The organism is Enterobacter cloacae complex sp. IR5402 (assembly GCF_049238125.1).
In the GTDB taxonomy this organism is placed as follows: domain Bacteria; phylum Pseudomonadota; class Gammaproteobacteria; order Enterobacterales; family Enterobacteriaceae; genus Enterobacter; species Enterobacter hormaechei_C.
Genome location: NZ_JBMKHO010000007.1, coordinates 152,598 through 177,429, shown reverse-complemented (window position 1 = coordinate 177,429; position 24,832 = coordinate 152,598). Strand labels below are relative to the sequence as shown.

Annotated in this window: 17 protein-coding genes; 14 read left to right on the top strand and 3 right to left on the bottom strand. The window is 56.1% G+C overall.

Annotated features, from left to right (window positions below):
- The first annotated feature begins 126 nt into the window (after positions 1-126).
- Positions 127-2,286, top strand: a complete 2,160-nt coding sequence (gene aas, locus ACOTXL_RS14115; RefSeq protein ID WP_023314771.1) for a bifunctional acyl-ACP--phospholipid O-acyltransferase/long-chain-fatty-acid--ACP ligase — start codon at positions 127-129, stop codon at positions 2,284-2,286.
- Complete coding sequence (lplT, locus tag ACOTXL_RS14110) at positions 2,279-3,472, top strand: lysophospholipid transporter LplT (RefSeq protein WP_045350877.1); 1,194 nt, start codon at positions 2,279-2,281, stop codon at positions 3,470-3,472. The genes aas and lplT overlap by 8 nt, the downstream gene beginning before the upstream one ends.
- Positions 3,473-3,565: 93 nt before the next feature.
- Here the strand turns inward: lplT and ACOTXL_RS14105 are convergent, their stop codons facing one another.
- From ACOTXL_RS14105 to mutH, 3 genes are all read right to left on the bottom strand, one after another.
- Positions 3,566-4,606: an NADP(H)-dependent aldo-keto reductase gene (locus ACOTXL_RS14105; RefSeq protein ID WP_003862795.1), complete on the bottom strand. Its 1,041-nt coding sequence runs from the start codon at positions 4,604-4,606 to the stop codon at positions 3,566-3,568.
- A 132-nt stretch (positions 4,607-4,738) separates the two neighbouring features.
- A complete protein-coding gene (locus tag ACOTXL_RS14100) occupies positions 4,739-4,957 on the bottom strand; it encodes a YgdI/YgdR family lipoprotein (RefSeq protein ID WP_003862794.1) in 219 nt (72 codons plus the stop codon).
- A 128-nt stretch (positions 4,958-5,085) separates the two neighbouring features.
- Positions 5,086-5,778, bottom strand: coding sequence for a DNA mismatch repair endonuclease MutH (gene mutH / locus ACOTXL_RS14095; RefSeq protein ID WP_003862792.1), 693 nt, complete (start codon positions 5,776-5,778; stop codon positions 5,086-5,088).
- A 683-nt stretch (positions 5,779-6,461) separates the two neighbouring features.
- On the opposite strand from mutH, the gene rppH reads away from it, so the two are divergent.
- The 12 genes from rppH to recD all read left to right on the top strand — a co-directional run bounded on the left by rppH (position 6,462) and on the right by recD (position 24,823).
- Positions 6,462-6,992 (top strand): RNA pyrophosphohydrolase, encoded by a 531-nt coding sequence (gene rppH / locus ACOTXL_RS14090; protein ID WP_003862791.1) that lies wholly within the window; start codon positions 6,462-6,464, stop codon positions 6,990-6,992.
- Between the two features lie 12 nt (positions 6,993-7,004).
- Positions 7,005-9,251: a phosphoenolpyruvate--protein phosphotransferase gene (ptsP, locus tag ACOTXL_RS14085; protein ID WP_003862789.1), complete on the top strand. Its 2,247-nt coding sequence runs from the start codon at positions 7,005-7,007 to the stop codon at positions 9,249-9,251.
- 227 nt (positions 9,252-9,478) lie between these two features.
- Positions 9,479-10,354, top strand: coding sequence for a prolipoprotein diacylglyceryl transferase (gene lgt, locus ACOTXL_RS14080; protein ID WP_003862787.1), 876 nt, complete (start codon positions 9,479-9,481; stop codon positions 10,352-10,354).
- A gap of 6 nt (positions 10,355-10,360) precedes the next feature.
- Positions 10,361-11,155 (top strand): thymidylate synthase, encoded by a 795-nt coding sequence (thyA, locus tag ACOTXL_RS14075; RefSeq protein ID WP_003862785.1) that lies wholly within the window; start codon positions 10,361-10,363, stop codon positions 11,153-11,155.
- Positions 11,156-11,339: 184 nt separating this feature from the next.
- Positions 11,340-11,804: a prepilin peptidase-dependent protein gene (locus tag ACOTXL_RS14070; RefSeq protein WP_003862783.1), complete on the top strand. Its 465-nt coding sequence runs from the start codon at positions 11,340-11,342 to the stop codon at positions 11,802-11,804.
- Positions 11,795-12,355 carry a prepilin peptidase-dependent protein gene (locus ACOTXL_RS14065; protein WP_003862779.1) on the top strand — a complete coding sequence of 187 codons (561 nt, stop codon included), beginning with the start codon at positions 11,795-11,797 and terminating at the stop codon, positions 12,353-12,355. Before ACOTXL_RS14070 ends, ACOTXL_RS14065 begins: the two co-directional genes overlap by 10 nt.
- The gene (locus ACOTXL_RS14060) at positions 12,352-12,750 is read left to right on the top strand and encodes a DUF2509 family protein (protein WP_003862778.1); all 399 of its coding nucleotides are present in this window, start codon (positions 12,352-12,354) and stop codon (positions 12,748-12,750) included. Before ACOTXL_RS14065 ends, ACOTXL_RS14060 begins: the two co-directional genes overlap by 4 nt.
- Positions 12,735-13,058: a prepilin-type N-terminal cleavage/methylation domain-containing protein gene (locus ACOTXL_RS14055; RefSeq protein WP_003862776.1), complete on the top strand. Its 324-nt coding sequence runs from the start codon at positions 12,735-12,737 to the stop codon at positions 13,056-13,058. The genes ACOTXL_RS14060 and ACOTXL_RS14055 overlap by 16 nt, the downstream gene beginning before the upstream one ends.
- A gap of 12 nt (positions 13,059-13,070) precedes the next feature.
- The gene (gene recC, locus ACOTXL_RS14050) at positions 13,071-16,445 is read left to right on the top strand and encodes an exodeoxyribonuclease V subunit gamma (protein ID WP_003862774.1); all 3,375 of its coding nucleotides are present in this window, start codon (positions 13,071-13,073) and stop codon (positions 16,443-16,445) included.
- A gap of 139 nt (positions 16,446-16,584) precedes the next feature.
- Positions 16,585-19,467: a pitrilysin gene (ptrA, locus tag ACOTXL_RS14045; protein WP_032610060.1), complete on the top strand. Its 2,883-nt coding sequence runs from the start codon at positions 16,585-16,587 to the stop codon at positions 19,465-19,467.
- Complete coding sequence (gene recB, locus ACOTXL_RS14040; RefSeq protein ID WP_045350876.1) at positions 19,464-23,006, top strand: exodeoxyribonuclease V subunit beta; 3,543 nt, start codon at positions 19,464-19,466, stop codon at positions 23,004-23,006. The genes ptrA and recB overlap by 4 nt, the downstream gene beginning before the upstream one ends.
- On the top strand, positions 23,003-24,823 hold the full coding sequence (recD, locus tag ACOTXL_RS14035; protein ID WP_032610058.1) for an exodeoxyribonuclease V subunit alpha: 1,821 nt from the start codon (positions 23,003-23,005) through the stop codon (positions 24,821-24,823). Before recB ends, recD begins: the two co-directional genes overlap by 4 nt.
- Positions 24,824-24,832: the final 9 nt, after the last annotated feature.

Here is a 24,832-nt window from a genome sequence, read left to right as displayed (position 1 = left end):
CTTGCACCAACCTGCGCGGATGCGCAGGTTTTTTTTCGCCTCTGTTTTTGCTATCGCTCCCTCACTACTTCTCGTGTAATCTGCCACCATTTATACCTTTCACACTGGCTGGCAAAGGGAGTTGAAATGCTTTTTGGGTTCTTCCGCACACTGTTTCGTGTCCTGTTTCGCATCCGCGTGACTGGCGATACGCAGGCACTCTATGGCGAGCGTGTTCTTATCACACCGAATCACGTCTCTTTTCTTGATGGCGTATTGCTGGCGCTGTTTTTGCCCGTGCGGCCCGTCTTCGCGGTGTACAGCTCCATCAGTGAAAAATGGTACATGCGCTGGCTCAAACCGCTGATTGATTTTGTCCCGCTCGATCCAACCAAACCGATGATGATTAAACATCTGGTGCGTCTGATTGGGCAGGGGCGTCCGGTGGTTATCTTCCCGGAAGGGCGGATTTCAGTGACGGGCTCCCTGATGAAAATTTACGATGGGGCCGGTTTTGTCGCGGCGAAGTCTCAGGCCACCGTCGTGCCGCTACGCATCGACGGGGCTGAGCTGACCTTTTTCAGTCGTCTGAAAGGGCTGGTGAAGCAGCGTCTGTTCCCGAAAATTACGCTGCATATATTACCGCCGACGTCACTGCCGATGCCCGAGGCGCCGCGTGCGCGCGACCGCCGTAAAATCGCCGGGGAAATGCTGCACCAGATTATGATGGAAGCGCGCATGGCCGTTCGCCCGCGCGAGACGCTGTATGAATCGTTGCTGTCGGCCCAGTATCGCTACGGTGCGAAGAAAAACTGCATTGAAGACATCAACTTTACGCCGGATACCTACCGTAAGCTGTTGACCAAAACGCTGTTTGTCGGGCGTATCCTGGAAAAATACAGCAAACAGGGTGAAAAGATCGGCCTGATGCTGCCAAACGCGGGTATCAGCGCGGCGGTGATCTTTGGTGCCGTCTCCCGGGGCCGCATTCCGGCGATGATGAACTACACGGCGGGCGTGAAAGGGCTCTCCAGCGCGATTACCGCGGCGCAAATCAACACCGTCTTTACCTCCCGCCAGTTCCTGGATAAAGGCAAGCTGTGGCACCTGCCGGAACAGCTGACGCAGGTGCGCTGGGTGTTCCTGGAAGATCTGAAAGCAGACGTCACGACCGCCGACAAGCTGTGGATTTTCGCGCACCTGCTGATGCCGCGTCTGGCGCAGGTTAAGCAGCAGCCGGAGGATGATGCCATTATCCTCTTTACCTCCGGCTCTGAAGGCAACCCGAAAGGTGTGGTTCACAGTCACAAAAGCATTCTGGCGAACGTCGAACAGATTAAAACCATTGCTGACTTTACCGCCAACGATCGCTTTATGTCGGCGCTGCCGCTGTTCCACTCATTTGGTCTGACCGTGGGGCTCTTTACGCCGCTGCTGACCGGTGCCGAGGTGTTCCTCTACCCAAGCCCGCTGCACTACCGCATTGTGCCGGAACTGGTTTATGACCGTAACTGCACGGTGCTGTTCGGGACGTCCACCTTCCTCGGAAACTACGCGCGCTTCGCCAACCCGTATGATTTCTTCCGCGTGCGCTACGTGGTGGCGGGGGCGGAAAAACTCCAGGACAGCACGCGCCAAATCTGGCAGGACAAGTTTGGCCTGCGCATTCTGGAAGGCTATGGCGTGACGGAGTGCGCGCCGGTGGTCTCCATCAACGTTCCGATGGCGGCAAAACCCGGAACGGTTGGCCGCATTCTGCCGGGGCTGGACGCGCGTCTGCTGGCGGTGCCGGGTATTGAAGACGGCGGACGTCTTCAGCTGAAAGGGCCGAACGTCATGAACGGCTATTTGCGTGTGGAAAACCCGGGGGTGCTTGAGGCGCCGACGGCTGAGAACGTCAATGGCGAGGTTGAAACGGGCTGGTACGACACGGGCGATATCGTGCGCTTCGACGATCAGGGCTTCGTGCAGATCCAGGGACGCGCAAAACGCTTCGCCAAAATCGCCGGGGAAATGGTCTCTCTTGAAATGGTCGAGACGCTGGCGACCGCAGTCTCAGCAGAGAAAATGCATGCGACCGTGGTGAAAAGTGATGCCAGTAAAGGCGAGGCGCTGGTGCTCTTCACGACAGACGGTGAACTGAAGCGTGACGCGCTGCTCAGGTATGCACGCGAACACGGTATCCCCGAGCTGGCGGTCCCCCGCGATATTCGTTACCTCAAACAGTTACCGGTGCTGGGCAGCGGTAAACCCGATTTCGTGACCCTGAAGGGCATGGTTGAAGAGGCAGAACAGCAAAATGCGTGAGTCAGTGCACACTAACACTTCAATCTGGTCGAAAGGCATGATGGCGGTTATCGCCGCCCAGTTTCTTTCCGCGTTCGGCGATAACGCGTTGCTGTTTGCCACGCTGGCATTGCTGAAAGCTGAGTTTTATCCCGACTGGAGCCAGCCGATCCTACAGATGGTGTTTGTGGGTGCTTACATCGTATTTGCGCCGTTTGTCGGCCAGGTGGCGGACAGCTTCCCGAAAGGTCGTGTCATGATGTTTGCCAACAGCCTTAAGCTTCTGGGCGCGGCAAGTATCTGCTTTGGTATCAACCCGTTTGTCGGCTACACACTGGTGGGCATTGGTGCGGCAGCCTACTCCCCGGCGAAGTACGGTATTCTGGGTGAGCTCACCACCGGTGATAAGCTGGTGAAGGCCAACGGCCTGATGGAGTCCTCCACCATTGCGGCTATTCTGCTGGGTTCGGTGGCGGGTGGCGTACTGGCAGACTGGCATGTGCTCGCCGCGCTTGGCATCTGCGCCCTGATGTACGGTGGCGCGGTGATCGCCAACCTGTTTATCCCCAAACTGGCCGTGGCGCGTCCGGGGCAATCCTGGCGCTTCGGGCCCATGACCGGCAGCTTCTTCAACGCCTGCCGCGTACTGTGGCGTAACGGTGAAACACGCTTCTCGCTGATGGGCACCAGCATGTTCTGGGGGGCCGGCGTTACGCTGCGTTTCCAGCTGGTGCTGTGGGTGCCGGTGGCGCTGGGCATTACTGACAACGCCACGCCGACTTATCTGAATGCCATGGTCGCCGTCGGGATTGTTGTCGGGGCCGGGGCTGCGGCAAAACTGGTGACGCTGGAAACCGTCGCGCGCTGCATGCCTGCGGGGATCCTGATTGGCGTCGGCGTTCTGTTCTTCTCCCTGCAACATGCCCTATTGCCTGCCTATGCCCTGCTGTTGCTGATCGGCATGTTAGGCGGTTTCTTTGTGGTGCCGCTAAACGCGCTGTTGCAGGAGCGCGGCAAGCAGACCGTTGGGGCGGGTAACGCCATTGCGGTGCAAAACCTTGGTGAAAACATGGCGATGTTGCTGATGCTGGGGATTTACTCGCTGGCGGTAAAAGCAGGTGCGCCGGTCGTGGCAATCGGGGTAGGATTCGGCGCGCTGTTCGCGCTGGCGATTAGCGGGCTGTGGGTCTGGCAGCGTCGTCGTTGAATTGTGCTGCCTGATGCCCTCACCCCGGCCCTCTCCCACAGAGAGAGGGTGAAAACCCTAAAAACGGCAACGTGCGTTGCCGTTTTGCTTTTATTACGGTGCCGGGTAGGTATAAACCTGATGCACCGCTTCTATCTCCGCTAATACCTCTTCACTCAGGTTCAGATTGAAACTCTCAATATTGGTTTTCAACTGATCCATCGTCGTTGCGCCGAGCAGGGTACTCGCCACAAATGGCTGACGACGCACGAAGGCCAGCGCCATCTGCGCCGGATCGAGTCCGTGGCGTTTCGCGATATCCACGTAGGCCGCAACGGCTTTTTGCGTCTGCTCGCCGCTATAGCGGGTGAAGCGGCTGAAAAGCGTGTTACGCGCGCCAGCCGGTTTCGCGCCGTTCAGGTATTTGCCCGTCAGGGTACCGAAGCCCAGACAGGAGTAGGCGAGCAGCTCCACCTCTTCGTACTGCGTCACCTCCGCCAGACCCACTTCATAACTGCGGTTCAGCAGGCTGTACGGGTTCTGAATGGTCACGATGCGCGGCAGATCGTGTTTATCGGCCAGATGCAGATAGCGCATCACGCCAAACGCCGTCTCGTTGGAAACGCCGATGTAGCGGATCTTACCCGCCCGCTGGCACTCCGTGAGCGCTTCCAGCGTTTCCAGCAGGGTAACGGCCGGAGCACTTTCGTTCCAGGTGTAGCCAAGCTTACCGAAGCAGTTCGTCGGACGCTGCGGCCAGTGCACCTGATAAAGATCGAGATAGTCGGTTTGCAGGCGCTTGAGGCTTGCATCCAGCGCCGCACGGATATTCTTGCGATCGAGGATCTGATTAGGGCGGATCCCGGCATCGTTATTACGGGAAGGTCCGCTGACTTTGGAGGCGATGACCAGCTTTTCGCGATTGCCGCGTTTCGCCAGCCAGTTGCCGACATACGTTTCAGTAAGACCTTGTGTTTCCGGGCGGGGAGGAACGGGGTACATCTCCGCCACGTCAATCAGGTTAATGCCCTGGCTGACGGCGTAATCGAGTTGTGCATGGGCATCGGCTTCGCTGTTTTGTTCACCAAATGTCATGGTGCCCAACCCCAGTTGGCTGATCTCCAGAGCGCTGTGGGGGATACGATGATAATGCATAGCCGGTTTCCTTTTTTAGACATACAGACTGCGTCAGGAGCCTCCCGACAAAGGAATATAAACATGGCAGAGGGAAGGCAAAAGGGGAAGGAAAAAATCAAAAAGGCCAGCAAGCTACTGACCTTTATCTGTTTAACGCTCGATGATCTGGGAGACTTCGTCGCGATTAATCTGCATTTGATTGCCTTCGCGATCGCGGTAACTCACCAGACCGGTATCGTCGTCGACTTCGGGTTTGCCATCGGTCAGGATCATACGACCATCTTTCGTTGACATGACATAGTCGCTGCTACAACCCGATACCGCAAACGCTAAACCGACTGCTGAGATAATTACTGCCCATTTTTTCATCGTTCTCATCCTCACCTGGCTCGTATCAAATCATAGTGTAGTAATAACCTGATATTACGACAGGTGAAAGGGGGGAAATCTTAAAAAGGAGGAGATTATGTTAGCCGGAGCGCAAAATTAGTAAAAAACTATGTTTTCAACAGGAAGTGGCGTGCCAGCAGTGCCCCGGTGAAATTCTTTTTAAGATAGAAACCGCGCGGCAGCGTCAGGATCGGTTCGCCCTGTGCGCCTACCGCTTCAGTGAGCGCTTTGCTATTGGCGGCTTTAGGACGAAGTTGCAGCACTTCGCCATGCCGGGCGGTGATCCGCTCAACCTGTCCCAGCACAATCATGTCCATCAGCTCTTCCCAGTCCTGGGAAAGCAGTCTCTCCTCTTCATCATTCGGACTCCAGAGCAGCGGGGCGCCAACGCGACGCTCTGCCAGCGGGATCTGCCTGTCGCCCTCAACGGGTACCCACAACACCCGCTTCAGCTTATGCCTGACGTGGCTGGTTTCCCAGGTCACTCCGCTGTTACCCGTGAGCGGCGCAACGCAGACAAAGGTGGTTTCCAGCGGCCGCCCCTGGCTATCGATGGGGATCGTCTTCAGTTCCACCCCCAGCGCCGCAAAATCTTGCTCGGGTTTACTGCCCGCGCTTGCGCCCAGCCAGCGTTCCAGCAACACGCCGATCCAGCCCTTATCACGCTTTAGATCGTTGGGTATCGTCAACCCCGCCATCACGGCCAGCTCGCCCAGTGAATAGCCTGCCAGACGTTGCGCCTGCTGGAGCAACTGGGCTTCACTGACGGGAGGGGAGAGCAGTGGGGCGAGAGAATGCATACTAACAACCTTTTGATTAAAAAATGAGCTGATATTTTATCCCTTGTGGACAGAGTTTACCTTTTTCTGAGTGAATATCCCATGCGTATGATTTATTTCATCTTTTTTAGACTATAGCCCGTCGCGCCGCGGCTAAAAAACAGGTTGTGCAATTCTGGTCACTGACAATAAACAGGATCTTACACCATGTTATCCACAGAAAAATGGGATAACTGGGAATAACTGCCACTACTGTTTCAATTTACAGCCTTGACGTGCGATGAAAATCGAATTTTCACACAAATTGTGCCTAACTTATTGGCACAATCTGTGGATAAAACCGACGCTGTTCGATCTTTCATCAGCAGGAGGATCTTTGATGTGACGATCGTCACGTTAATCGCCTCTGGCACCCTTAATTCCAATATAATATTATGAATTTAAATGATTTATTATTGGCAGGGTAAATTGGCGTTTCGTCGGGTTAAAAGGTTGTTCATCGGTAATTCCGCACTTCTTCACAACTATATCCACAGAAAAGGTGAATAAAAATGGTCTCTGTCGCCCGCATCTGTTTATAACTCCTCACTAAATTGTGAGTTATTCAAATGTTATTAGGTTGCAGGCCTGTAAGAGAGTGGTTTACCGCCTCCCTGTAGTGTGAAACAATCATTCATATATCAGATTTAGTTTGGGGTAGTCCGGTGATTGATGACGATGGCTACCGCCCAAACGTAGGAATAGTAATTTGTAATCGTCAGGGCCAGGTGATGTGGGCCCGGCGATATGGTCAGCACTCCTGGCAGTTCCCGCAAGGCGGGATCAATCCTGGAGAGTCCCCAGAACAAGCGATGTACCGGGAGCTGTTTGAAGAGGTTGGTTTAAGCCGAAAAGATGTTCGTATTCTGGCTTCGACCCGCAACTGGTTGCGTTACAAGTTACCGAAACGTTTGGTGCGTTGGGACACAAAGCCGGTTTGTATCGGCCAGAAACAGAAGTGGTTTCTTTTGCAGTTGGTGGGCAACGATTCAGATATCAATATGCAAACCAGCAGCACGCCAGAGTTTGATGGCTGGCGCTGGGTAAGCTACTGGTATCCGGTTCGTCAGGTCGTGTCATTTAAGCGCGATGTATATCGTAGGGTGATGAAAGAGTTCGCAAGTGTCGTGATGCAGCTTCAGGAGACGCCTCCGAAGCCACAGAGCGCACCTGCCTGGCGACGTAAAAGAGGTTAAGCTACGCAAATCATGCTCACCCGCTTGCGAGAAATAGTTGAAAAGGTTGCCAGTGCGCCTCGCCTCAACGAGGCGCTGAATATTCTGGTGACGGACATCTGTCTTGCGATGGAAACCGAGGTCTGTTCGGTCTACCTGGCCGATCATGACCGACGTTGCTACTACCTGATGGCAACCCGCGGTTTAAAAAAACCACGGGGACGCACCGTCACGCTCGCGTTTGATGAAGGTATTGTTGGCCTGGTCGGGCGACTGGCGGAGCCAATCAACCTTGCCGATGCGCAAAAACACCCCAGCTTCAAATATATCCCTTCCGTCAAAGAGGAGCGGTTCCGCGCTTTCCTTGGCGTGCCTATTATTCAGCGCCGCCAACTGCTTGGCGTGCTTGTTGTCCAGCAACGAGAGTTGCGGCAGTACGACGAAAGCGAGGAGTCTTTCCTCGTCACGCTGGCAACGCAGATGGCTGCTATCCTCTCCCAGTCTCAGCTGGCAGCCCTTTTTGGGCAGTATCGTCATACCCGCATCCGCGCGCTTCCGGCCTCGCCGGGCGTCGCGATTGCCGAAGGCTGGATGGATGCCACGCTCCCGCTGATGGAGCAGGTCTACGAAGCCTCGACGCTGGATGAAGCGCTTGAGCGCGAACGGCTTACCGCTGCGCTGGAAGAGGCGGCGAATGAGTTTCGTCGCTACAGCAAACGCTTTGCCGCTGGCGCGCAAAAAGAGACGGCGGCTATTTTCGATCTCTACTCACACCTGCTTTCCGATGCGCGTTTGCGTCGTGAGTTATTTGCCGAGGTCGATAAAGGTTCGGTGGCAGAATGGGCGGTTAAAAAGGTCATTGAAAAATTTGCTGAGCAGTTTGCGGTGCTGACTGACGGTTATCTGAAAGAGCGCGCCGGCGATTTACGCGCGCTTGGGCAACGTCTGCTGTTCCACCTCGATGATACTATTCAGGGGGCGAACGCCTGGCCGAACCGGTTTGTGCTGGTGGCCGATGAACTCTCAGCGACGACGCTGGCTGAATTACCGCAGGACAGGCTGGCGGGCGTGGTGGTGCGCGATGGCGCTGCTAACTCCCATGCCGCCATTATGGTGCGCGCGCTCGGTATTCCGACCGTGATGGGGGCGGATATTCAGCCCTCCGTACTGCATCGCCGTACGCTGGTGGTGGACGGATATCGTGGTGAGTTGCTGGTGGATCCTGAACCGGTTCTCCTTCAGGAGTACCAGCGTCTTATCAGCGAAGAGAATGAATTAAGCAAGCTGGCGGAAGATGACGTCAACCTGCCCGCGCAGCTCAAGAGCGGTGAGCGGGTGAAGGTGATGCTCAACGCTGGCTTAAGCCCCGAGCATGAAGAGAAGCTCGGCAGCCGCATCGATGGCATCGGCCTCTACCGCACTGAAATACCGTTTATGCTGCAAAGCGGCTTCCCGTCAGAAGAGGAGCAGGTGGCGCAGTATCAGGGCATGTTGCAGATGTTTAATGACAAACCCGTCACGTTGCGCACCCTGGACGTCGGCGCGGATAAGCAACTGCCCTATATGCCCATCAGTGAAGAGAATCCCTGCCTCGGCTGGCGTGGGATCCGCATAACCCTCGATCAGCCGGAAATCTTCCTTATCCAGGTTCGTGCCATGCTGCGTGCCAACGCGGCCACGGGGAATCTCAGCATTTTGCTGCCGATGGTCACCAGTATTGACGAGATCGACGAAGCGCGGCGGTTGATAGAACGTGCAGGGCGCGAAGTGGAAGAGATGATCGGCTATGCGATCCCTAAACCCCGTATCGGCGTGATGCTTGAAGTGCCTTCGATGGTCTTTATGTTGCCGCAGCTGGCGACCCGCGTTGATTTTATCTCCGTTGGTACCAACGACTTAACGCAATACATTCTGGCAGTCGATCGCAACAATACGCGTGTTGCCAGCATCTACGATAGCCTGCACCCGGCGATGCTTCGTGCCCTGGCGATGATCGCCCGCGAAGCCGAGCAGCATAATATCGACCTGCGCCTGTGCGGTGAAATGGCCGGCGATCCGATGTGCGTGGCGATCCTGATTGGTCTCGGTTTCCGTCACCTGTCAATGAACGGACGTTCCGTTGCGCGTGTGAAATACCTGTTACGTCACATCGAACAAGATGAGGCGCGCGAACTGGCCGCGCGTAGCCTGGAAGCACAGCTGGCAGCCGAAGTGCGCCATCAGGTGGCTGCGTTTATGGAGCGACGCGGCATGGGCGGTTTGATCCGCGGCGGCCGCTGATCCCCACAAAATAATGACTGCTCGGACGACCCCTCTCCCTTGAGGGAGAGGGATGGGGTGAGGGAGAACAGCGCGCGTAAAACCCTATACACATCTTTTACATCTCAGGCGCATCCTCCGCGCCTGCCTTATGCTATGATTCGCAACTTTGGAGCACCTGCCAACGGCGGGAATGCAATTCACCCGCTGTCCACTTTCAGCGGAATAACAACATCTTGTGGTGACAGATGAACAGTGGTTATCTGCATTTTCCGGAATTCGATCCGGTTATTTTCTCAATAGGACCTGTAGCGCTGCACTGGTACGGTCTGATGTACCTGGTGGGCTTTGTTTTTGCCATGTGGCTTGCTGGCCGTCGCGCCAGTCGTCCGGGCAGTGGATGGACGAAGAACGAAGTGGAAAACCTGCTTTATGCCGGCTTCCTCGGCGTATTCCTGGGAGGTCGCATCGGTTATGTCCTGTTCTATAATTTCCCGGTATTCCTGAACGACCCGCTCTATCTGTTCCGCGTCTGGGACGGCGGTATGTCCTTCCACGGCGGACTGATTGGTGTGATCCTCGTGATGGTGATCTTCGCCAGACGCACCAAACGCAACTTCTTCCAGGTGGCTGATTTTATTGCGCCGTTAATCCCGTTTGGGCTGGGCGCAGGGCGTCTGGGCAATTTCATCAACGGTGAGCTGTGGGGGCGTGTCGATCCGAGCGTGCCGTTTACCATGCTGTTCCCGGGCTCCCGCGCAGAGGATATCGCGCTGCTGCCTTCGCATCCTGAGTGGCAGTCCATTTTCGATACCTACGGCGTCCTGCCGCGCCATATGTCACAGCTCTATGAGCTGGCGCTGGAAGGCGTGGTGCTGTTCATCATCCTGAATCTTTATATCCGCAAACCGCGTCCAATGGGGGCTGTCTCCGGTCTGTTCCTGATTGGCTACGGCGCGTTTCGTATCATCGTCGAGTTCTTCCGCCAGCCGGATGCGCAGTTTACCGGTGAATGGGTACAGTACATCAGCATGGGGCAGATCCTCTCCATCCCGATGATTGTCGCGGGTGCCATTATGATGATTTGGGCGTATCGTCGTCGTCCACAGCAACAACTTTCCTGAGGAATCATGAAACAGTATCTTGAATTGATGAAAAAAGTGCTCGACGAGGGCACGCCGAAAAACGACCGCACCGGCACCGGTACGCTCTCCATTTTTGGCCACCAGATGCGCTTCAATCTGCAAGAAGGCTTTCCTCTGGTGACAACGAAGCGCTGCCATCTGCGCTCGATCATTCATGAACTGCTCTGGTTCCTGCAAGGCGATACCAACGTTGCTTATCTACATGAAAACAATGTCTCCATCTGGGACGAGTGGGCAGATGAGAACGGCGACCTGGGTCCGGTCTACGGCAAGCAATGGCGCGCGTGGCCTACCCCGGACGGCCGTCATATCGACCAGATCACGACCGTCATAAACCAGCTGAAAAATGATCCGGACTCGCGCCGTATCATTGTCTCTGCCTGGAACGTGGGTGAACTGGATAAAATGGCGCTGGCGCCTTGCCACGCGTTTTTCCAGTTTTACGTGGCGGACGGCAAGCTCTCCTGCCAGCTCTATCAACGCTCCTGCGACGTGTTCCTCGGCCTGCCGTTTAACATCGCCAGCTACGCGCTGTTGGTGCATATGATGGCGCAGCAGTGCGATCTTGAAGTAGGCGATTTTGTCTGGACGGGCGGTGATACCCACCTCTACAGCAATCATATGGAACAGACGCATCTCCAGCTGACGCGCGAACCGCGTGCATTGCCGAAGCTGGTGATCAAACGTAAACCGGACTCGATCTTCGATTACCGTTTTGATGATTTCGAGATTGAGGGTTACGACCCGCATCCCGGCATTAAAGCTCCTGTCGCCATCTGATACGGCAAATCCTGACACAACCGGTGCTCTTTAGCGCCGGTTTTTTTTCACGCCCGTTTTGTTTTTCGAGCCTGTTTCCAGAGATGATGCAACGCGTTGCAACGGGTGAAAATCTCCTGAAAGCGGCTCGTAAAGTTCTGGTTTGACGCTCGCACCGTTTCTGCTATTCCTCCACACTCCCGCCATGAAAAACGAACAAGGCTTTACGCTTATCGAAACCCTTATCGCCGTTTCGCTGGCAGTGATCCTCAGCGCCACAGGACTCTATGGCTGGGACAGCTGGCAGCAGCGGCAGCGGCTTTGGCAAACCGCCTGCCAGGTGCGGGATTACCTGGTGTTTTTGCGCAATGACGCCAACCGTCACAACAGCGAGCACAGGATCGCGCTGTATAACGACGGTGAAAAGAACTGTCTGGCCAGTTCAGCGGTGACCGGTTGTGACAGCGGCGGACCGTTCGTGATGAAGCCGATGTGGCCAGGGGTCACGATAAGCGACATAACACCTGCGCTGGGATTTTACGGTTTAAGAGATACCGCGTGGGCCGGACATATCCGGGTGCAGAGCCGCGCTGGTGGGTGGTGGGTTATTGTCTCAAATGGCGGACGTATCAGGCTGTGTAATGCCGCAGGAGAAGGTGCATGCCAGTAAATCGAAAAGGGTTTTCCCTGCTGGAAGTGCTGATTGCGATGACGATAAGCAGCATTCTGTTACTCAGCACGTCACGTTTTTTACCGGGGCTACAGCGGGGGGTTTTACTGCAATCCGGGCAGCAGGAGCTGGAGGATGAGGTCTGGCAACGTCTGTTCGCGGTCGGTAAACAGTTTCAGAGAGCAGGATACTGTGCAGGGCATTGCCAGGGACAGGGGATGATCATCGGCAGGCAAGGACGATGTGCGATTGTGCAATGGGATGCAAACAGCAACGGCCAGTGGGATAGCACCGCGTCAGAAAACGACAGTACGGGATTTCGGCTTGAGTCCGGATCGCTTGAAACGCTGCGGGGCGCCACATCCTGTGACGGTAAGGGATGGGATAAGCTCACCGACCCGGATCGGGTCCTGATAGAGCAATTTATGGTCACTAAAACCGATCGTGCTGGCTTTGCGCCGGTCATCAGTATCGAGCTGCGTGCCCGCCGTAAAGGTGAACTGACCGCACCCTTTTCAGCTCGCCATACCGTAACGGGGTTTAATCTGTGAATCGTCAGCGGGGCATGTCATCGCTGGCGCTGGTCCTGCTATTGCTGGTGCTCGGCACGCTGATCCTCACCGGATTAAATCAGCAGTTGCAAACCTTTAGCACGCTGGTAAGTGGCGAGAGTTTGTCTGTTCGCCAGCAGGCTGCCGTGCAATCTGCACTGGAGTGGGGGCGCGTTCAGGAATGGGCTTTACAGCCAGAGGTTCAGTGCAAACAGACACAGCGTTTGCGGGTCTGTGTAAGGCTGTTTGGGGAGCGTGTTTTGCTTATTGCCGGCAATGACGATCTGTTGCTATGGCAAGGCGGGGACATCGCGGAAGGGCAGATACGCTTTTCCGCCCACGGCTGGAGTGATTTCTGCCCCCTTAAGGAAAGTACGCTATGTCAGTTACCCTGAGCAGACAAAAAGGATTTAGCATGGTGGAGGTTTTGCTGGCAATGATGTTGCTGGTTGTGGTTGTGACGGCGTTATCCGGATATCATCGCGCGCTGGCAGCCCGGTATGCGGCGCTTAGCCAGTATCGTCAGCTATGGCATCATGCGTGGAATCAATCGCAGATCTCAACATTAACGCTCCCGCCGGGCTGGCAGGTCAGTCGGGGGCAGACAACACAGTCCGGATGTGTCAGCATCACGGTCACACTTATTTCTCCTATGGGGCGGCAGGGCGCGTTAACGCGTCTGCACTGCCCGGTTAGCCGCTAGTCGGGAGCGTTTATGCTAAGGGTTTACCACTCAAATCGTCTGGATGTGCTGGAAGCACTGATGGAGTATATCGTTGAGCAAGAGCGTCTTGACGATCCGTTTGAGCCAGAAATGGTGCTGGTGCAGAGCACCGGTATGGCGCAGTGGCTGCAAATGTCCCTTTCGCAGAAATTTGGCATTGCGGCGAACATCGATTTTCCGCTGCCCGCGAGCTTTATCTGGGAGATGTTTGTTCGCGTCCTGCCGGACATCCCTGAGCAGAGCGCCTTCAACAAACAAAGCATGGCCTGGAAACTGATGACGCTGCTGCCGGACATGCTGGCGCGTGATGAGTTTGCCATGCTGCGGCACTACCTGAATGACGACACCGACAAGCGTAAACTTTTCCAGCTGGCCTCACGTACTGCCGACCTCTATGACCAGTATCTGGTTTACCGTGCAGACTGGCTGATTCGCTGGGAAGCGGGAGAATTAGTCGATGGGTTACCGGAAGCGCAAATCTGGCAGGCGCCGCTCTGGAAAGCGCTGGTCGAGCATACCGGGAAACTCGGTCAGCCTAAGTGGCACCGTGCTAACTTGTACGATCGCTTTATCTCGATACTTGAGAACAGCGCAGAACGGCCAGCCCGTTTGCCGTCACGCGTGTTCATTTGCGGTATCTCCGCGTTGCCGCCTGTCTACCTGAACGCGCTAAAAGCGCTCGGTAAGCACACTGATATCCATATCCTCTTTACCAACCCGTGTCGGCACTATTGGGGGGATATTCAGGATCCGCGCTGGCTTTCACGGCTGGTCACCCGTCAGAGAAAACGTCTCTTTGAAGAACGCGCGGTGCCGCTGTTTAAAGACAGTGAAAACGCGGCGCAGCTTTTTGATGAAGAGGGGATTCAGAACCTGCCGAACCCGCTGCTTGCCTCGTGGGGCAAGCTCGGACGTGACTATATTTATCTGCTTTCAGATATCACCTCCTCGGGAGAAGGGGATGTGGATGCGTTTGCCGATATTACGCCGGATAGCCTGCTGCACAATATTCAGCTTGATATTCTGGATTTAGAGAACCGTGCCGTTGCCGGGATCACTGCCGAGGAGTTTGCGCGAAGCGATAAGAAGCGAAAACTGGATCCTGACGATCGTAGTATCGCGATCCACGTTTGTCACAGCCCACAGCGTGAAGTTGAAATTCTTCATGACCGCCTGCTGGCCATGTTGCAGGACGACCCAACCCTGACACCGCGCGATATCGTGGTGATGGTGGCGGATATCGACAGCTACAGCCCGTTTATTCAGGCGGTATTTGGCAGCGCAACGGGCGACCGCTATCTGCCCTACGCAATCTCTGACCGTCGCGCTCGTCAGTCACACCCGGCGCTACAGGCCTTTATCAGCCTGCTTTCGCTGCCTGATAGCCGGTTTATCTCTGAGGATGTGCTGGCACTGCTGGATGTGCCAGTTCTGGCCGCACGTTTCAACATTAACGAAGAGGGGTTGCGCTATCTGCGCCAGTGGGTCAACGAATCCGGTGTCCGCTGGGGTATCGACGATGATAACGTCCAGGAGTTCGAACTGCCAGCAACCGGCCAGCATACCTGGCAGTTTGGGCTGACGCGCATGCTGCTGGGGTATGCAATGGAGAGCATCCACGGCGAATGGAATGACGTGCTGCCGTACGATGAATCCAGTGGGTTGATCGCGGAACTGGTTGGTCACTTAGCCTCGCTGCTTATGCAGCTCAACCGCTGGCGCCGTGCATTGATGCAGCCCCGCCCGCTCGAAGAGTGGCTGCCAGTTTGCCGCGAAATGCTGAATGATTTCTTCCTGCCGGACAGCGAAACTGAAGCCGCCATGGCGCTTATCGAGAAGCAGTGGCAGGCCATCGTTGATGAAGGGGTTAATTCGCACTATCACGAGGCGGTTCCCCTTTCGCTTCTGCGTGATGAGCTGACGCAACGTCTCGATCAGGAGCGCATCAGCCAGCGCTTCCTTGCGGGGCCGGTGAATATTTGTACCCTGATGCCAATGCGTTCAATCCCGTTCAAAGTGGTCTGTCTGCTTGGCATGAACGACGGTATTTATCCGCGTGCGCTGCCGCCTCTGGGCTTTGATCTTATGAGCGCACAACCGAAGCGGGGTGACCGCAGCCGCCGCGATGATGACCGTTATCTCTTCCTTGAGGCGCTGATGTCTGCGCAAAGCAGGCTTTATATCAGCTATATCGGACGTTCAATTCAGGATAACAGCGAGCGTTTCCCGTCTGTGCTGGTGCAGGAGCTAGTGGACTACATTGGACAGAGCCACTATCTGCCGGGCGATGAAGCCTGCAACTGCGACGAAAGCGAACGTCGGGTGATAGCGCATATCACTTGCCACCATAGCCGTATGCCGTTCGATCCTGTCAACTACGTTCCTGATGAACTGCAAAGCTATGCCCGCGAGTGGCTTCCCGCCGCGAAGAAAGCGGGGACGCCGCAAACCGATTTTATTCAGGCGCTCGAACCGCGCGCTATAGACACCCTCACGTTTGAGCAGCTACAGCGCTTTTGGGCACACCCGGTTCGGGCGTTTTTCCAGCAACGCTTGCAGGTGAATTTCCGCTCTGAAGAGAGCGAAATCCCCGATGCGGAACCGTTTATTCTTGATGGGCTGGAGCGTTTTAAGCTTAATTCCCAGCTTCTGAATGCGCTGGTTGACGAAGAAGACGCCAGTAAACTGTTTCGACGTTACAGGGCGTCGGGATTACTTCCGTATGGTGCATTCGGCGAAATCGTCTGGGATGCCCAGTGCGAGGAGATGCGAGCGCTAGCTGACCGCGTTATCGCGTGTCGGCAGCCGGCGAGCAGCATTGAAATCGATCTCGATTGTAACGGTATGCACCTTAGCGGCTGGCTCACGCACGTGCAGTCTGACGGGCTGCTGCGTTGGCGCCCATCCATGCTCAGCGTTTCACATGGCCTGCAACTCTGGCTCGAACATCTTGTCTACAGTGCGAGTGGTCACGAAGGTGAAAGCCGGTTGTTTGTACGTAAGGACGGCGAATGGCGCTTCCCGCGGATGGAGCCTGAGCAGGCGTTGACGTACCTGTCGCTTTATATTGAAGGTTACCGTCAGGGCATGAACAAACCCCTGCTTTTGCTGCCTGAAAGTGGGGGGGCATGGATAAAAGCCTGTTATGACGCGCAGAATGATGCCATGTTAACGGATGAGGCTTCGCTCCAGAAAGCGCGCAGCAAGTTTTTGCAGGCCTACGAAGGGAACATGATGGTACGTGGCGAAGGTGACGATGTCTGGTATCAACGTTTATGGCGAACGCTGGAGCCAGAATATTTCGACATTATCACCCAGGAGGCGCAACGCTACCTGTTACCGTTATACAAATTTAATCAGTCCTGAGTGCTGTATAAAAATTGCGCAGTATGAGGTGTTCATTTATGATGCACCTCTTATCACGGACTGATGTACCCAAAGAAAGAAATGCTGGCGTGTCCAGCACGCACGTTGTTAATGATGTAGCCGTGATAAAGAGGTCGTAATGCCAGGCAGCACCTTGTTCAAAGCGTTTGTTTTGTTTATCGCCCTTTGGGCTCCCGTCACTCAGGCCGATTCCGGTTGGCAACCTGTCAAGGAAACAATCCGTAAGAGCGATAAGGACACCCGTCAGTATCAGGCGATTCGTCTTGATAACGGGATGACCGTACTGCTGGTTTCCGATCCTCAGGCGGTGAAATCGCTCTCCGCGCTGGTTGTGCCGGTGGGTTCGCTGGAAGATCCTGACGCCCATCCGGGACTGGCGCACTACCTTGAGCACATGACGCTGATGGGATCTAAAAAATACCCACAGCCTGACAGCCTGTCCGAATTTCTGAAAATGCATGGCGGCAGCCACAACGCCAGTACCGCGCCGTATCGCACCGCGTTTTACCTGGAAGTGGAAAATGATGCGCTTGATGGGGCGGTGGACCGTCTGGCGGATGCCATCGCCGCACCGCTGCTGGATAAAAAATACGCTGACCGTGAACGTAATGCCGTGAACGCCGAACTGACGATGGCGCGCACGCGAGACGGTATGCGCATGGCGCAGGTTAGTGCTGAAACCATCAATCCGGCGCACCCGGGTTCGCGCTTCTCAGGCGGCAACCTTGAAACGCTGAGCGACAAGCCAGGTAGCCCGGTGCTCGATGCGCTGCATGCGTTTCGTGAAAAATACTATTCCGCCAATCTGATGAAAGCGGTTATCTACAGCAATAAACCGTTGCCGACGCTGGCAAACATGGCCGCGCAGACCTACGGCAGGGTGCCAAATAAAAATATCGATCTGCCGCAGATTAACGTGCCAGTTGTCACGGACGCGCAAAAAGGCATTGTTATTCACTATGTGCCGGCCTTGCCGCGCAAGGTGTTACGCGTTGAATTCCGTATTGATAACAACACGGCGCAGTTCCGCAGCAAAACCGACGAGCTGGTGACGTATCTTATCGGCAACCGCAGCCCGGGTACGCTCTCCGACTGGCTGCAAAAGCAGGGGCTGGTGGAAGGTATTCGCGCTGACTCCGATCCCGTTGTAAATGGGAATAGCGGCGTGCTGGCCATCTCCGCGACGCTGACCGATAAAGGGCTGGCTCACCGGAACGACGTCGTTGCGGCCATTTTCAGTTATCTCTCTCTGCTGCGCGACAAAGGCGTCGATAAACGCTACTTTGACGAGCTGGCGCACGTGCTGGATCTCGATTTCCGCTATCCCTCTATCACGCGTGATATGGACTACGTTGAGTGGCTGGCAGATACCATGATCCGCGTGCCGGTGGAACATACGCTGGATGCGGTAAATATTGCCGACCAGTTTGACGCCGGAGCGCTCAAAGCGCGTCTGGCGATGATGACTCCGCAGAATGCCCGCGTCTGGTATATCAGCCCGAACGAACCGCATAACAAAATGGCCTACTTCGTTGATGCCCCGTATCAGGTTGAAAAAATCAGCGAACAGACCTTCGCGGGCTGGCAGAAAAAGGCGGGGGAAATTGCGCTGAAGTTACCGGAGCTTAACCCCTACATCCCGGACGATTTCTCGCTGATCAAACCCGCAAAGGCGTATCCGCACCCGGAGCTGATTGTTGATGAGCCGACGCTGCGCGTGGTCTACACCCCAAGCCGCTATTTCGCCGACGAGCCAAAAGCGGATGTCAGCGTGGTGCTGCGTAACCCCAAAGCAATGGACAGCGCCAGAAACCAGGTGCTGTTTGCGCTTAACGATTATCTGGCCGGTATTGCCCTCGATCAGCTCAGCAACCAGGCTGCCGTTGGTGGTATCAGTTTCTCCACCAACGCCAATAACGGCCTGATGGTGAATGCCAACGGCTATACCCAGCGTTTGCCGCAGCTGTTCCAGGCGCTGCTGGACGGTTATTTCAGCTATACGCCTACGGAAGAACAGCTCGAGCAGGCTAAGTCCTGGTATGCCCAGATGATGGATTCTGCCGAGAAGGGTAAAGCCTACGATCAGGCGATTATGCCAGCACAGATGCTGTCGCAAATTCCGTACTTCCAGCGCGAAGATCGCCGCGCGATATTGCCCTCAGTCACCTTAAAAGAGGTGCTGGCTTACCGTGATGCGCTGAAAACCAATACCCGTCCGGAGTTCCTGGTTGTAGGGAATATGAGCGAAGATCAGGCTAAAACGCTGGCGCAAAACGTCCGTGCGCAACTGGGTTCAAAAGGCGATGAGTGGTGCCGTAACCAGGATGTGCTGGTAGAGAAAAAGCAGAACGTGATCTTCGAAAAAGCGGGAAGCAGCACGGATTCCGCGCTGGCCGCGGTGTTTGTCCCTGTCGGTTATGACGAATTTACCAGCTCTGCCCAGAGTGCTGTGCTTGGTCAAATTATTCAGCCGTGGTTTTACAACCAGCTGCGCACCGAAGAGCAGCTGGGCTATGCGGTGTTCGCTTTCTCCATGAATGTGGGCCGTCAGTGGGGGCTGGGCTTCCTTCTGCAAAGCAGTGACAAGCAACCCGCTTACCTGTGGCAGCGTTATCAGGCGTTCTTCCCGCAGGCGGAAGCAAAACTGCGCGCCATGAAGCCGGAAGAGTTTGCCCAAATCCAGCAGGCGGTTATCGCCCAGGTGATGCAACCGCCGCAGACGCTGGGTGAAGAGGCCTCGCAGCTGAGCAAAGATTTTGATCGCGGTAATATGAAATTTGATTCGCGTGATAAAATAGTGGCCGAAATAAAACAGCTGACGCCACAAAAGGTTGCCGATTTCTTCCATCAGGCGGTAGTAAAACCGCAGGGTATGGCCATCCTGTCTCAGGTTTCTGGCAGCCAGAACGGGAAAACGGACTACGTAAAATCAAAAGAGTGGACCGTCTGGAAGAGCGTCAGCGCGCTGCAACAAACAATGCCCTGGAGTAAGAAAGAATGACCCATACCGCTGAGCCGCTTGATCCCCTAAGTTTACCTCTACAGGGTGAGCGACTGATTGAAGCCTCAGCGGGAACGGGAAAAACCTATACCATCGCCGCGCTCTATCTGCGTCTGCTGTTGGGGCTCGGCGGCAACGCCGCTTTTTCGCGCCCGTTAAGCGTGGAAGAGCTGCTGGTGGTAACCTTCACCGAAGCGGCCACTGCCGAGCTGCGTGGCCGTATTCGCAGCAACATTCATGAGCTGCGCATTGCCTGTCTGCGTCAGACGACGGATAACCCCCTCTACGCGAGCCTGCTGGACGAGATTGCGGATAAGCAACAGGCTGCGCAATGGCTGCTGCTGGCCGAACGGCAAATGGATGAAGCGTCCGTCTTCACCATTCACGGTTTTTGTCAGCGCATGCTGAGCCTGAATGCGTTTGAATCCGGCATGCTCTTTGAGCAGCAGCTTATTGAAGATGAATCCGAGCTTCGCTATCAGGCCTGTGCGGATTTCTGGCGTCGACACTGTTATCCGTTGCAGCGCGACATTGCCGAAGCGGTTCACGCCCTGTGGAAAGGTCCGGAAGAGCTTCTTCGCGCCATCGACCGTTACCTGCAAGGCGAGGCGCCGGTCATTAAATCTCCTCCGCCTGCCGATGAAACGCTGGCCTCGCGCCATGAAAAGATCGTCGCCAAAATTGCCGCGCTTAAGCAGAAGTGGAATGAGTCGGTCGGTGAAATTGATGCAATCATCGAAAACTCAGGCATCGACAGACGCAAGTTCAACCGTGGGAACCAGGGGAAGTGGATCGAAAAGATCAGCGCCTGGGCCCAGGAGGAGACGCGGGGCTACCAGCTTCCGGACGCACTGGAAAAATTTTCGCAACGCTTTTTGACCGAGCGAACCAAAGCCGACGGTATTGTGCCTGAGCATCCCCTGTTTGTGGCGATTGAAGCGCTGCTTGCGGAGCCATTAACGCTCAATGACCTGATGATCACCCGCGCCATGACGGAGATCCGCCAGGCCGTCGCGCGCGAAAAACGTCGCCGGGGCGAGCTGGGGTTTGATGACATGCTGAGCCGCCTGGACGAAGCCCTGTCCAGCGAGAATGGTGAAGCGCTCGCCAGCGCGATCCGTACCCGTTTTCCGGTGGCGATGATTGACGAATTTCAGGACACCGACCCCCAGCAGTACCGCATTTTTCGCCGCATCTGGCGACAGCAGCCCGACACTGCCCTGTTGTTGATTGGCGACCCTAAACAGGCGATTTACGCCTTCCGTGGGGCAGATATCTTCACCTATATGAAAGCCCGTAGTGAAGTTGTCGCGCATTACACGTTAGACACCAACTGGCGTTCCGCTCCGGGGATGGTTGAGAGCGTCAATGCGCTGTTCAGCCGTATGGAGACGGCGTTCATGTTCAAGGAAATCCCTTTTCTGCCGGTGAAATCCGCCCCAAAAAACGCATCCCTGCGCTTCGAAGTCAGTGGCGCGGAGCAGCCCGCCATGACCTTCTGGCTGCTTGAAGAGGAAGGCTATGGCGTTGCTGATTATCAGGCGGCGATGGCCCAGCACTGCGCCGCGCAAATCCGTGACTGGCTGAGCGCAGGCAACCGCGGCGAGGCGCTGCTGTGGAAGGGGGAACAGGCAAATCCTGTTAAAGCCTCTGATATTACCGTGCTGGTGCGCAGTCGTCAGGAAGCGGCGTTAATCCGCGATGCGCTAACATTGCTGGATATTCCGTCAGTGTATCTCTCTAACCGTGACAGCGTGTTCGACACGCTGGAAGCCCAGGAAATGCTCTGGCTGCTTCAGGCGGTACTGGCGCCGGAGCGCGAAAATACGCTTCGAAGCGCGCTGGCCAGCTCTATGCTGGGTTTGAACGCGCGCGATATTGATGAGCTCAACCATGACGAAAACGCATGGGATGCGGTGGTGGAAGAGTTTGTCCATTACCGTGAACGCTGGCAAAAACGCGGCGTCATGGCGATGCTGCGCGAATTGATGACGCGGCGTCAGATTGCCGAAAATATGCTGGCGTCATCCGGCGGTGAAAGGCGTCTTACCGATATTTTACACATTAGCGAACTGTTGCAGGAAGCCGGCACCCAGCTTGAAAGTGAACATGCCCTCGTGCGCTGGCTGGCGCAGCAAATCGCGGATCCAAACAGTAACGCCTCAAGCCAGCAGATGCGTCTTGAGAGCGATAAGCATCTGGTGCAAATCGTCACCATTCACAAATCGAAAGGTCTCGAGTATCCGCTGGTCTGGCTGCCCTTTATCGCCAACTACCGCGTTCAGGATCAGGCCTATTATCATGACCGCGAGACTTTCGATGCGGTGCTCGATCTCAGCAAGGCGGAAACCAGCGTTGAGCTGGCGGAAGCGGAGCGTCTGGCGGAGGATTTGCGCCTGCTTTACGTGGCGCTGACCCGTTCTGTCTGGCATTGCAGCCTGGGCGTCGCGCCGGTTTTCCGCCGTCGCGGGGAGAAAACAGGGGAGAGCGATTTCCATTTAAGCGCCTTAGGGCGGCTTATTCAGCGTGGTGAGCCGAAAGATGCGGCGGGGTTGCGCCTCTGTATCGAGTCGCTTTGCGGAGACGATATCGCCCTGCATATCCCTTCTCTGCCAGACAACAGCCGCTGGGAAATGGCGCAAGAGCCCGTGACCGATCTTAACGCGCGCCAGATCACACGGGTGCTTGCCGACGACTGGCGCGTCACCAGCTACTCTGGCCTGCAACAGCACGGGCAAAGTATTGCGCAGGATCTCATGCCGAAGCTGGACGTGGATGCCGCAGGGGTAGGCGATGTTCCGGTTGAACCGACGTTAACTCCGCATCAGTTCCCACGCGGCGCGTCGCCGGGCACCTTTTTGCACAGCCTTTTTGAAGAGCTTGATTTCACCCAGCCTGTCAGTGAGGAGTGGGTGCTGAAGATGTTGCAGAGCGGAGGCTATGACGCGCACTGGCAGCCCGTTCTCACTGACTGGATCAACGCCATTTTGCAAGCGCCGCTGACGGCGCAGGGCTTCTCTCTTCGCCAGTTAACGGCCAAAAATAAGCAGGTTGAGATGGAGTTTTATCTGCCCGTCGCAGGCCCGCTTAAGGCCGACGCGCTCGATGCGCTTATCCGTCAGTACGATCCGCTGTCAGCCGGTTGCCCGCCGCTGAACTTCCGTCAGGTGCAGGGCATGCTGAAAGGGTTTATCGACCTGGTCTTCCGTCACGAAGGACGGTACTACCTGCTGGATTACAAATCAAACTGGCTGGGCGAGAACAGCGCAGCCTATACCCAGCAGGCGATGGCGGCCGCCATGCAAATGCATCGCTACGATCTGCAATATCAGCTCTATACCCTGGCGCTGCACCGCTATTTGCGCCACCGTATTGCGGATTACCGCTACGACGATCATTTTGGCGGCGTCATCTACCTGTTCCTGCGCGGGGTTGACGCTGCCGATCCGCGCTCCGGGATCTTCAGCACTCGTCCGGATGCGGAATTGATTAATAAAATGGATAACCTGTTTGCAGCAAACACGGAGGAGATGGCATGACGATGCAGGACTTATTGCTGGATGCGGTAGAGCAACGCGTGCTGCGTCAGCTGGACGTGCAGTTTGCCATGATGATTGCCGCTGACCAGCCCGCCGTGATGCTTGCCGCTGCCCTGTTGAGTAAAGATGCCGGAGAGGGGCATGTGTGTCTGCCGCTCTCGCGTCTGGTGGTTGACGAGAAAATGCCGCCTGTCCTCCAGTCCTGCTTTGCGCTGCTGGGAGATAAGGTGGACTGGCAGAAAATCTTGCGGGAATCGTCAGCCGTTGGGCCGGGAGACAACCAGGCACCGCTGATCCTGACGGGGGAGCGCTTATACCTGAACCGCCTGTGGCGAAATGAACTGACGGTAGCGCGTTTCTTTAGTGAGACCAATGCGCCGCTTCCCTGCGACGAAGCACAGCTTCGCCAGACGCTGGACAGGCTGTTTGACTCCGGTGAGGACACAGACTGGCAGAAAGTGGCGGCGGCCGTCGCCCTGACGCGGCGGATCTCGGTGATATCCGGCGGCCCGGGAACGGGGAAAACAACGACCGTCGCAAAGCTGCTGGCAGCCCTGATACAGCTTTCAGGAGAGCAGCGATGCCGTATTCGTCTGGCGGCGCCCACCGGGAAGGCTGCGGCGCGTCTGACCGAATCACTGGGCGGCGCGATGCAACAGCTGCCGCTCACTCAGGAGCAGCTTGCGCTTTTCCCGGGTGAAGCAAGTACTCTGCACCGTCTGCTCGGCGCGCAGCCGGGTAGCCAGCGGCTGCGCTACCATGCGGGTAATCCGCTGCATCTGGACGTGCTGGTGGTGGATGAAGCCTCCATGATCGACCTGACCATGATGTCGCGCCTGATTGATGCTCTGCCACCCCATGCGCGGGTGGTTTTCCTGGGCGATCGCGACCAGCTCGCCTCTGTAGAAGCCGGGGCGGTGCTGGGAGATATCTGTACCTACGCCAGTTACGGTTATACCGCCGCGCGGGCGCAGGAGCTCGCCCGTCTGACCGGCTGCTCGCTTGAACCCGATCACACGCCGATCGCGGGCGCACTGCGTGACAGCCTGTGCCTGCTGCAAAAAAGCTACCGTTTCGGTAGCGACTCCGGCATCGGCCAGCTGGCTGCGGCGGTCAACCGTGGCGACAGGCACGCCACGCGCACGGTGTTTGACGGTACCTTCACTGACATTGAAAAGAAATCGCTGCAAAGCGGGGAAGAGTATCAGGCTATGCTTGAGGAGGCTCTCCAGGGATACCAGCATTTTCTGAGCTGCGTGCAGCAGTGCAGTCAGCCCGGACAGGTCATCGCCGCATTTGGCGAATACCAGCTTCTGTGCGCATTGCGGGAAGGGCCGTTTGGCGTCACGGGCCTGAACGACAGGCTGGAGCAGTTGCTGGTGCAGAAACGCAAAATTAACCGTCAGCTGCATTCGCGATGGTATGAAGGCCGGCCAGTGATGATCTCCCGCAACGACAGTGCGCTGGGGCTGTTCAACGGGGATATCGGCATTGCGCTCGATCGCGGTAACGGTCTGCGCGTCTGGTTCCAGCTACCGGACGGTAGCGTGAAGTCCGTCCAGCCCAGCCGCCTGCCAGAGCATGAAACGGCATGGGCGATGACGGTACATAAATCTCAGGGCTCCGAGTTCAACCATGCGGCGCTGATCCTGCCGACACAGCTGTCGCCGGTAGTGACCCGCGAACTGGTCTACACCGCCATTACCCGTGCGCGCCAGCGCCTGTCGCTGTATGCGGATGAGCGCGTGTTGAGCCAGGCTATTGCCACCCGTACCGAGCGCAGAAGCGGATTAAGCGCGATATTTGAATCTGTCTGAGTGAACGCC

What these genes read in the sequence shown, in the direction of transcription:
- aas (WP_023314771.1), top strand. Translation starts at nt 127, where the DNA reads ATGCTTTTTGGGTTCTTCCGCACACTGTTTCGTGTCCTGTTTCGCATC.
- lplT (WP_045350877.1), top strand. Translation starts at nt 2,279, where the DNA reads ATGCGTGAGTCAGTGCACACTAACACTTCAATCTGGTCGAAAGGCATG.
- ACOTXL_RS14105 (WP_003862795.1), bottom strand. Translation starts at nt 4,606, where the DNA reads ATGCATTATCATCGTATCCCCCACAGCGCTCTGGAGATCAGCCAACTG.
- ACOTXL_RS14100 (WP_003862794.1), bottom strand. Translation starts at nt 4,957, where the DNA reads ATGAAAAAATGGGCAGTAATTATCTCAGCAGTCGGTTTAGCGTTTGCG.
- mutH (WP_003862792.1), bottom strand. Translation starts at nt 5,778, where the DNA reads ATGCATTCTCTCGCCCCACTGCTCTCCCCTCCCGTCAGTGAAGCCCAG.
- ptsP (WP_003862789.1), top strand. Translation starts at nt 7,005, where the DNA reads ATGCTCACCCGCTTGCGAGAAATAGTTGAAAAGGTTGCCAGTGCGCCT.
- lgt (WP_003862787.1), top strand. Translation starts at nt 9,479, where the DNA reads ATGAACAGTGGTTATCTGCATTTTCCGGAATTCGATCCGGTTATTTTC.
- thyA (WP_003862785.1), top strand. Translation starts at nt 10,361, where the DNA reads ATGAAACAGTATCTTGAATTGATGAAAAAAGTGCTCGACGAGGGCACG.
- ACOTXL_RS14070 (WP_003862783.1), top strand. Translation starts at nt 11,340, where the DNA reads ATGAAAAACGAACAAGGCTTTACGCTTATCGAAACCCTTATCGCCGTT.
- ACOTXL_RS14065 (WP_003862779.1), top strand. Translation starts at nt 11,795, where the DNA reads ATGCCAGTAAATCGAAAAGGGTTTTCCCTGCTGGAAGTGCTGATTGCG.
- ACOTXL_RS14055 (WP_003862776.1), top strand. Translation starts at nt 12,735, where the DNA reads ATGTCAGTTACCCTGAGCAGACAAAAAGGATTTAGCATGGTGGAGGTT.
- recC (WP_003862774.1), top strand. Translation starts at nt 13,071, where the DNA reads ATGCTAAGGGTTTACCACTCAAATCGTCTGGATGTGCTGGAAGCACTG.
- ptrA (WP_032610060.1), top strand. Translation starts at nt 16,585, where the DNA reads ATGCCAGGCAGCACCTTGTTCAAAGCGTTTGTTTTGTTTATCGCCCTT.
- recB (WP_045350876.1), top strand. Translation starts at nt 19,464, where the DNA reads ATGACCCATACCGCTGAGCCGCTTGATCCCCTAAGTTTACCTCTACAG.
- recD (WP_032610058.1), top strand. Translation starts at nt 23,003, where the DNA reads ATGACGATGCAGGACTTATTGCTGGATGCGGTAGAGCAACGCGTGCTG.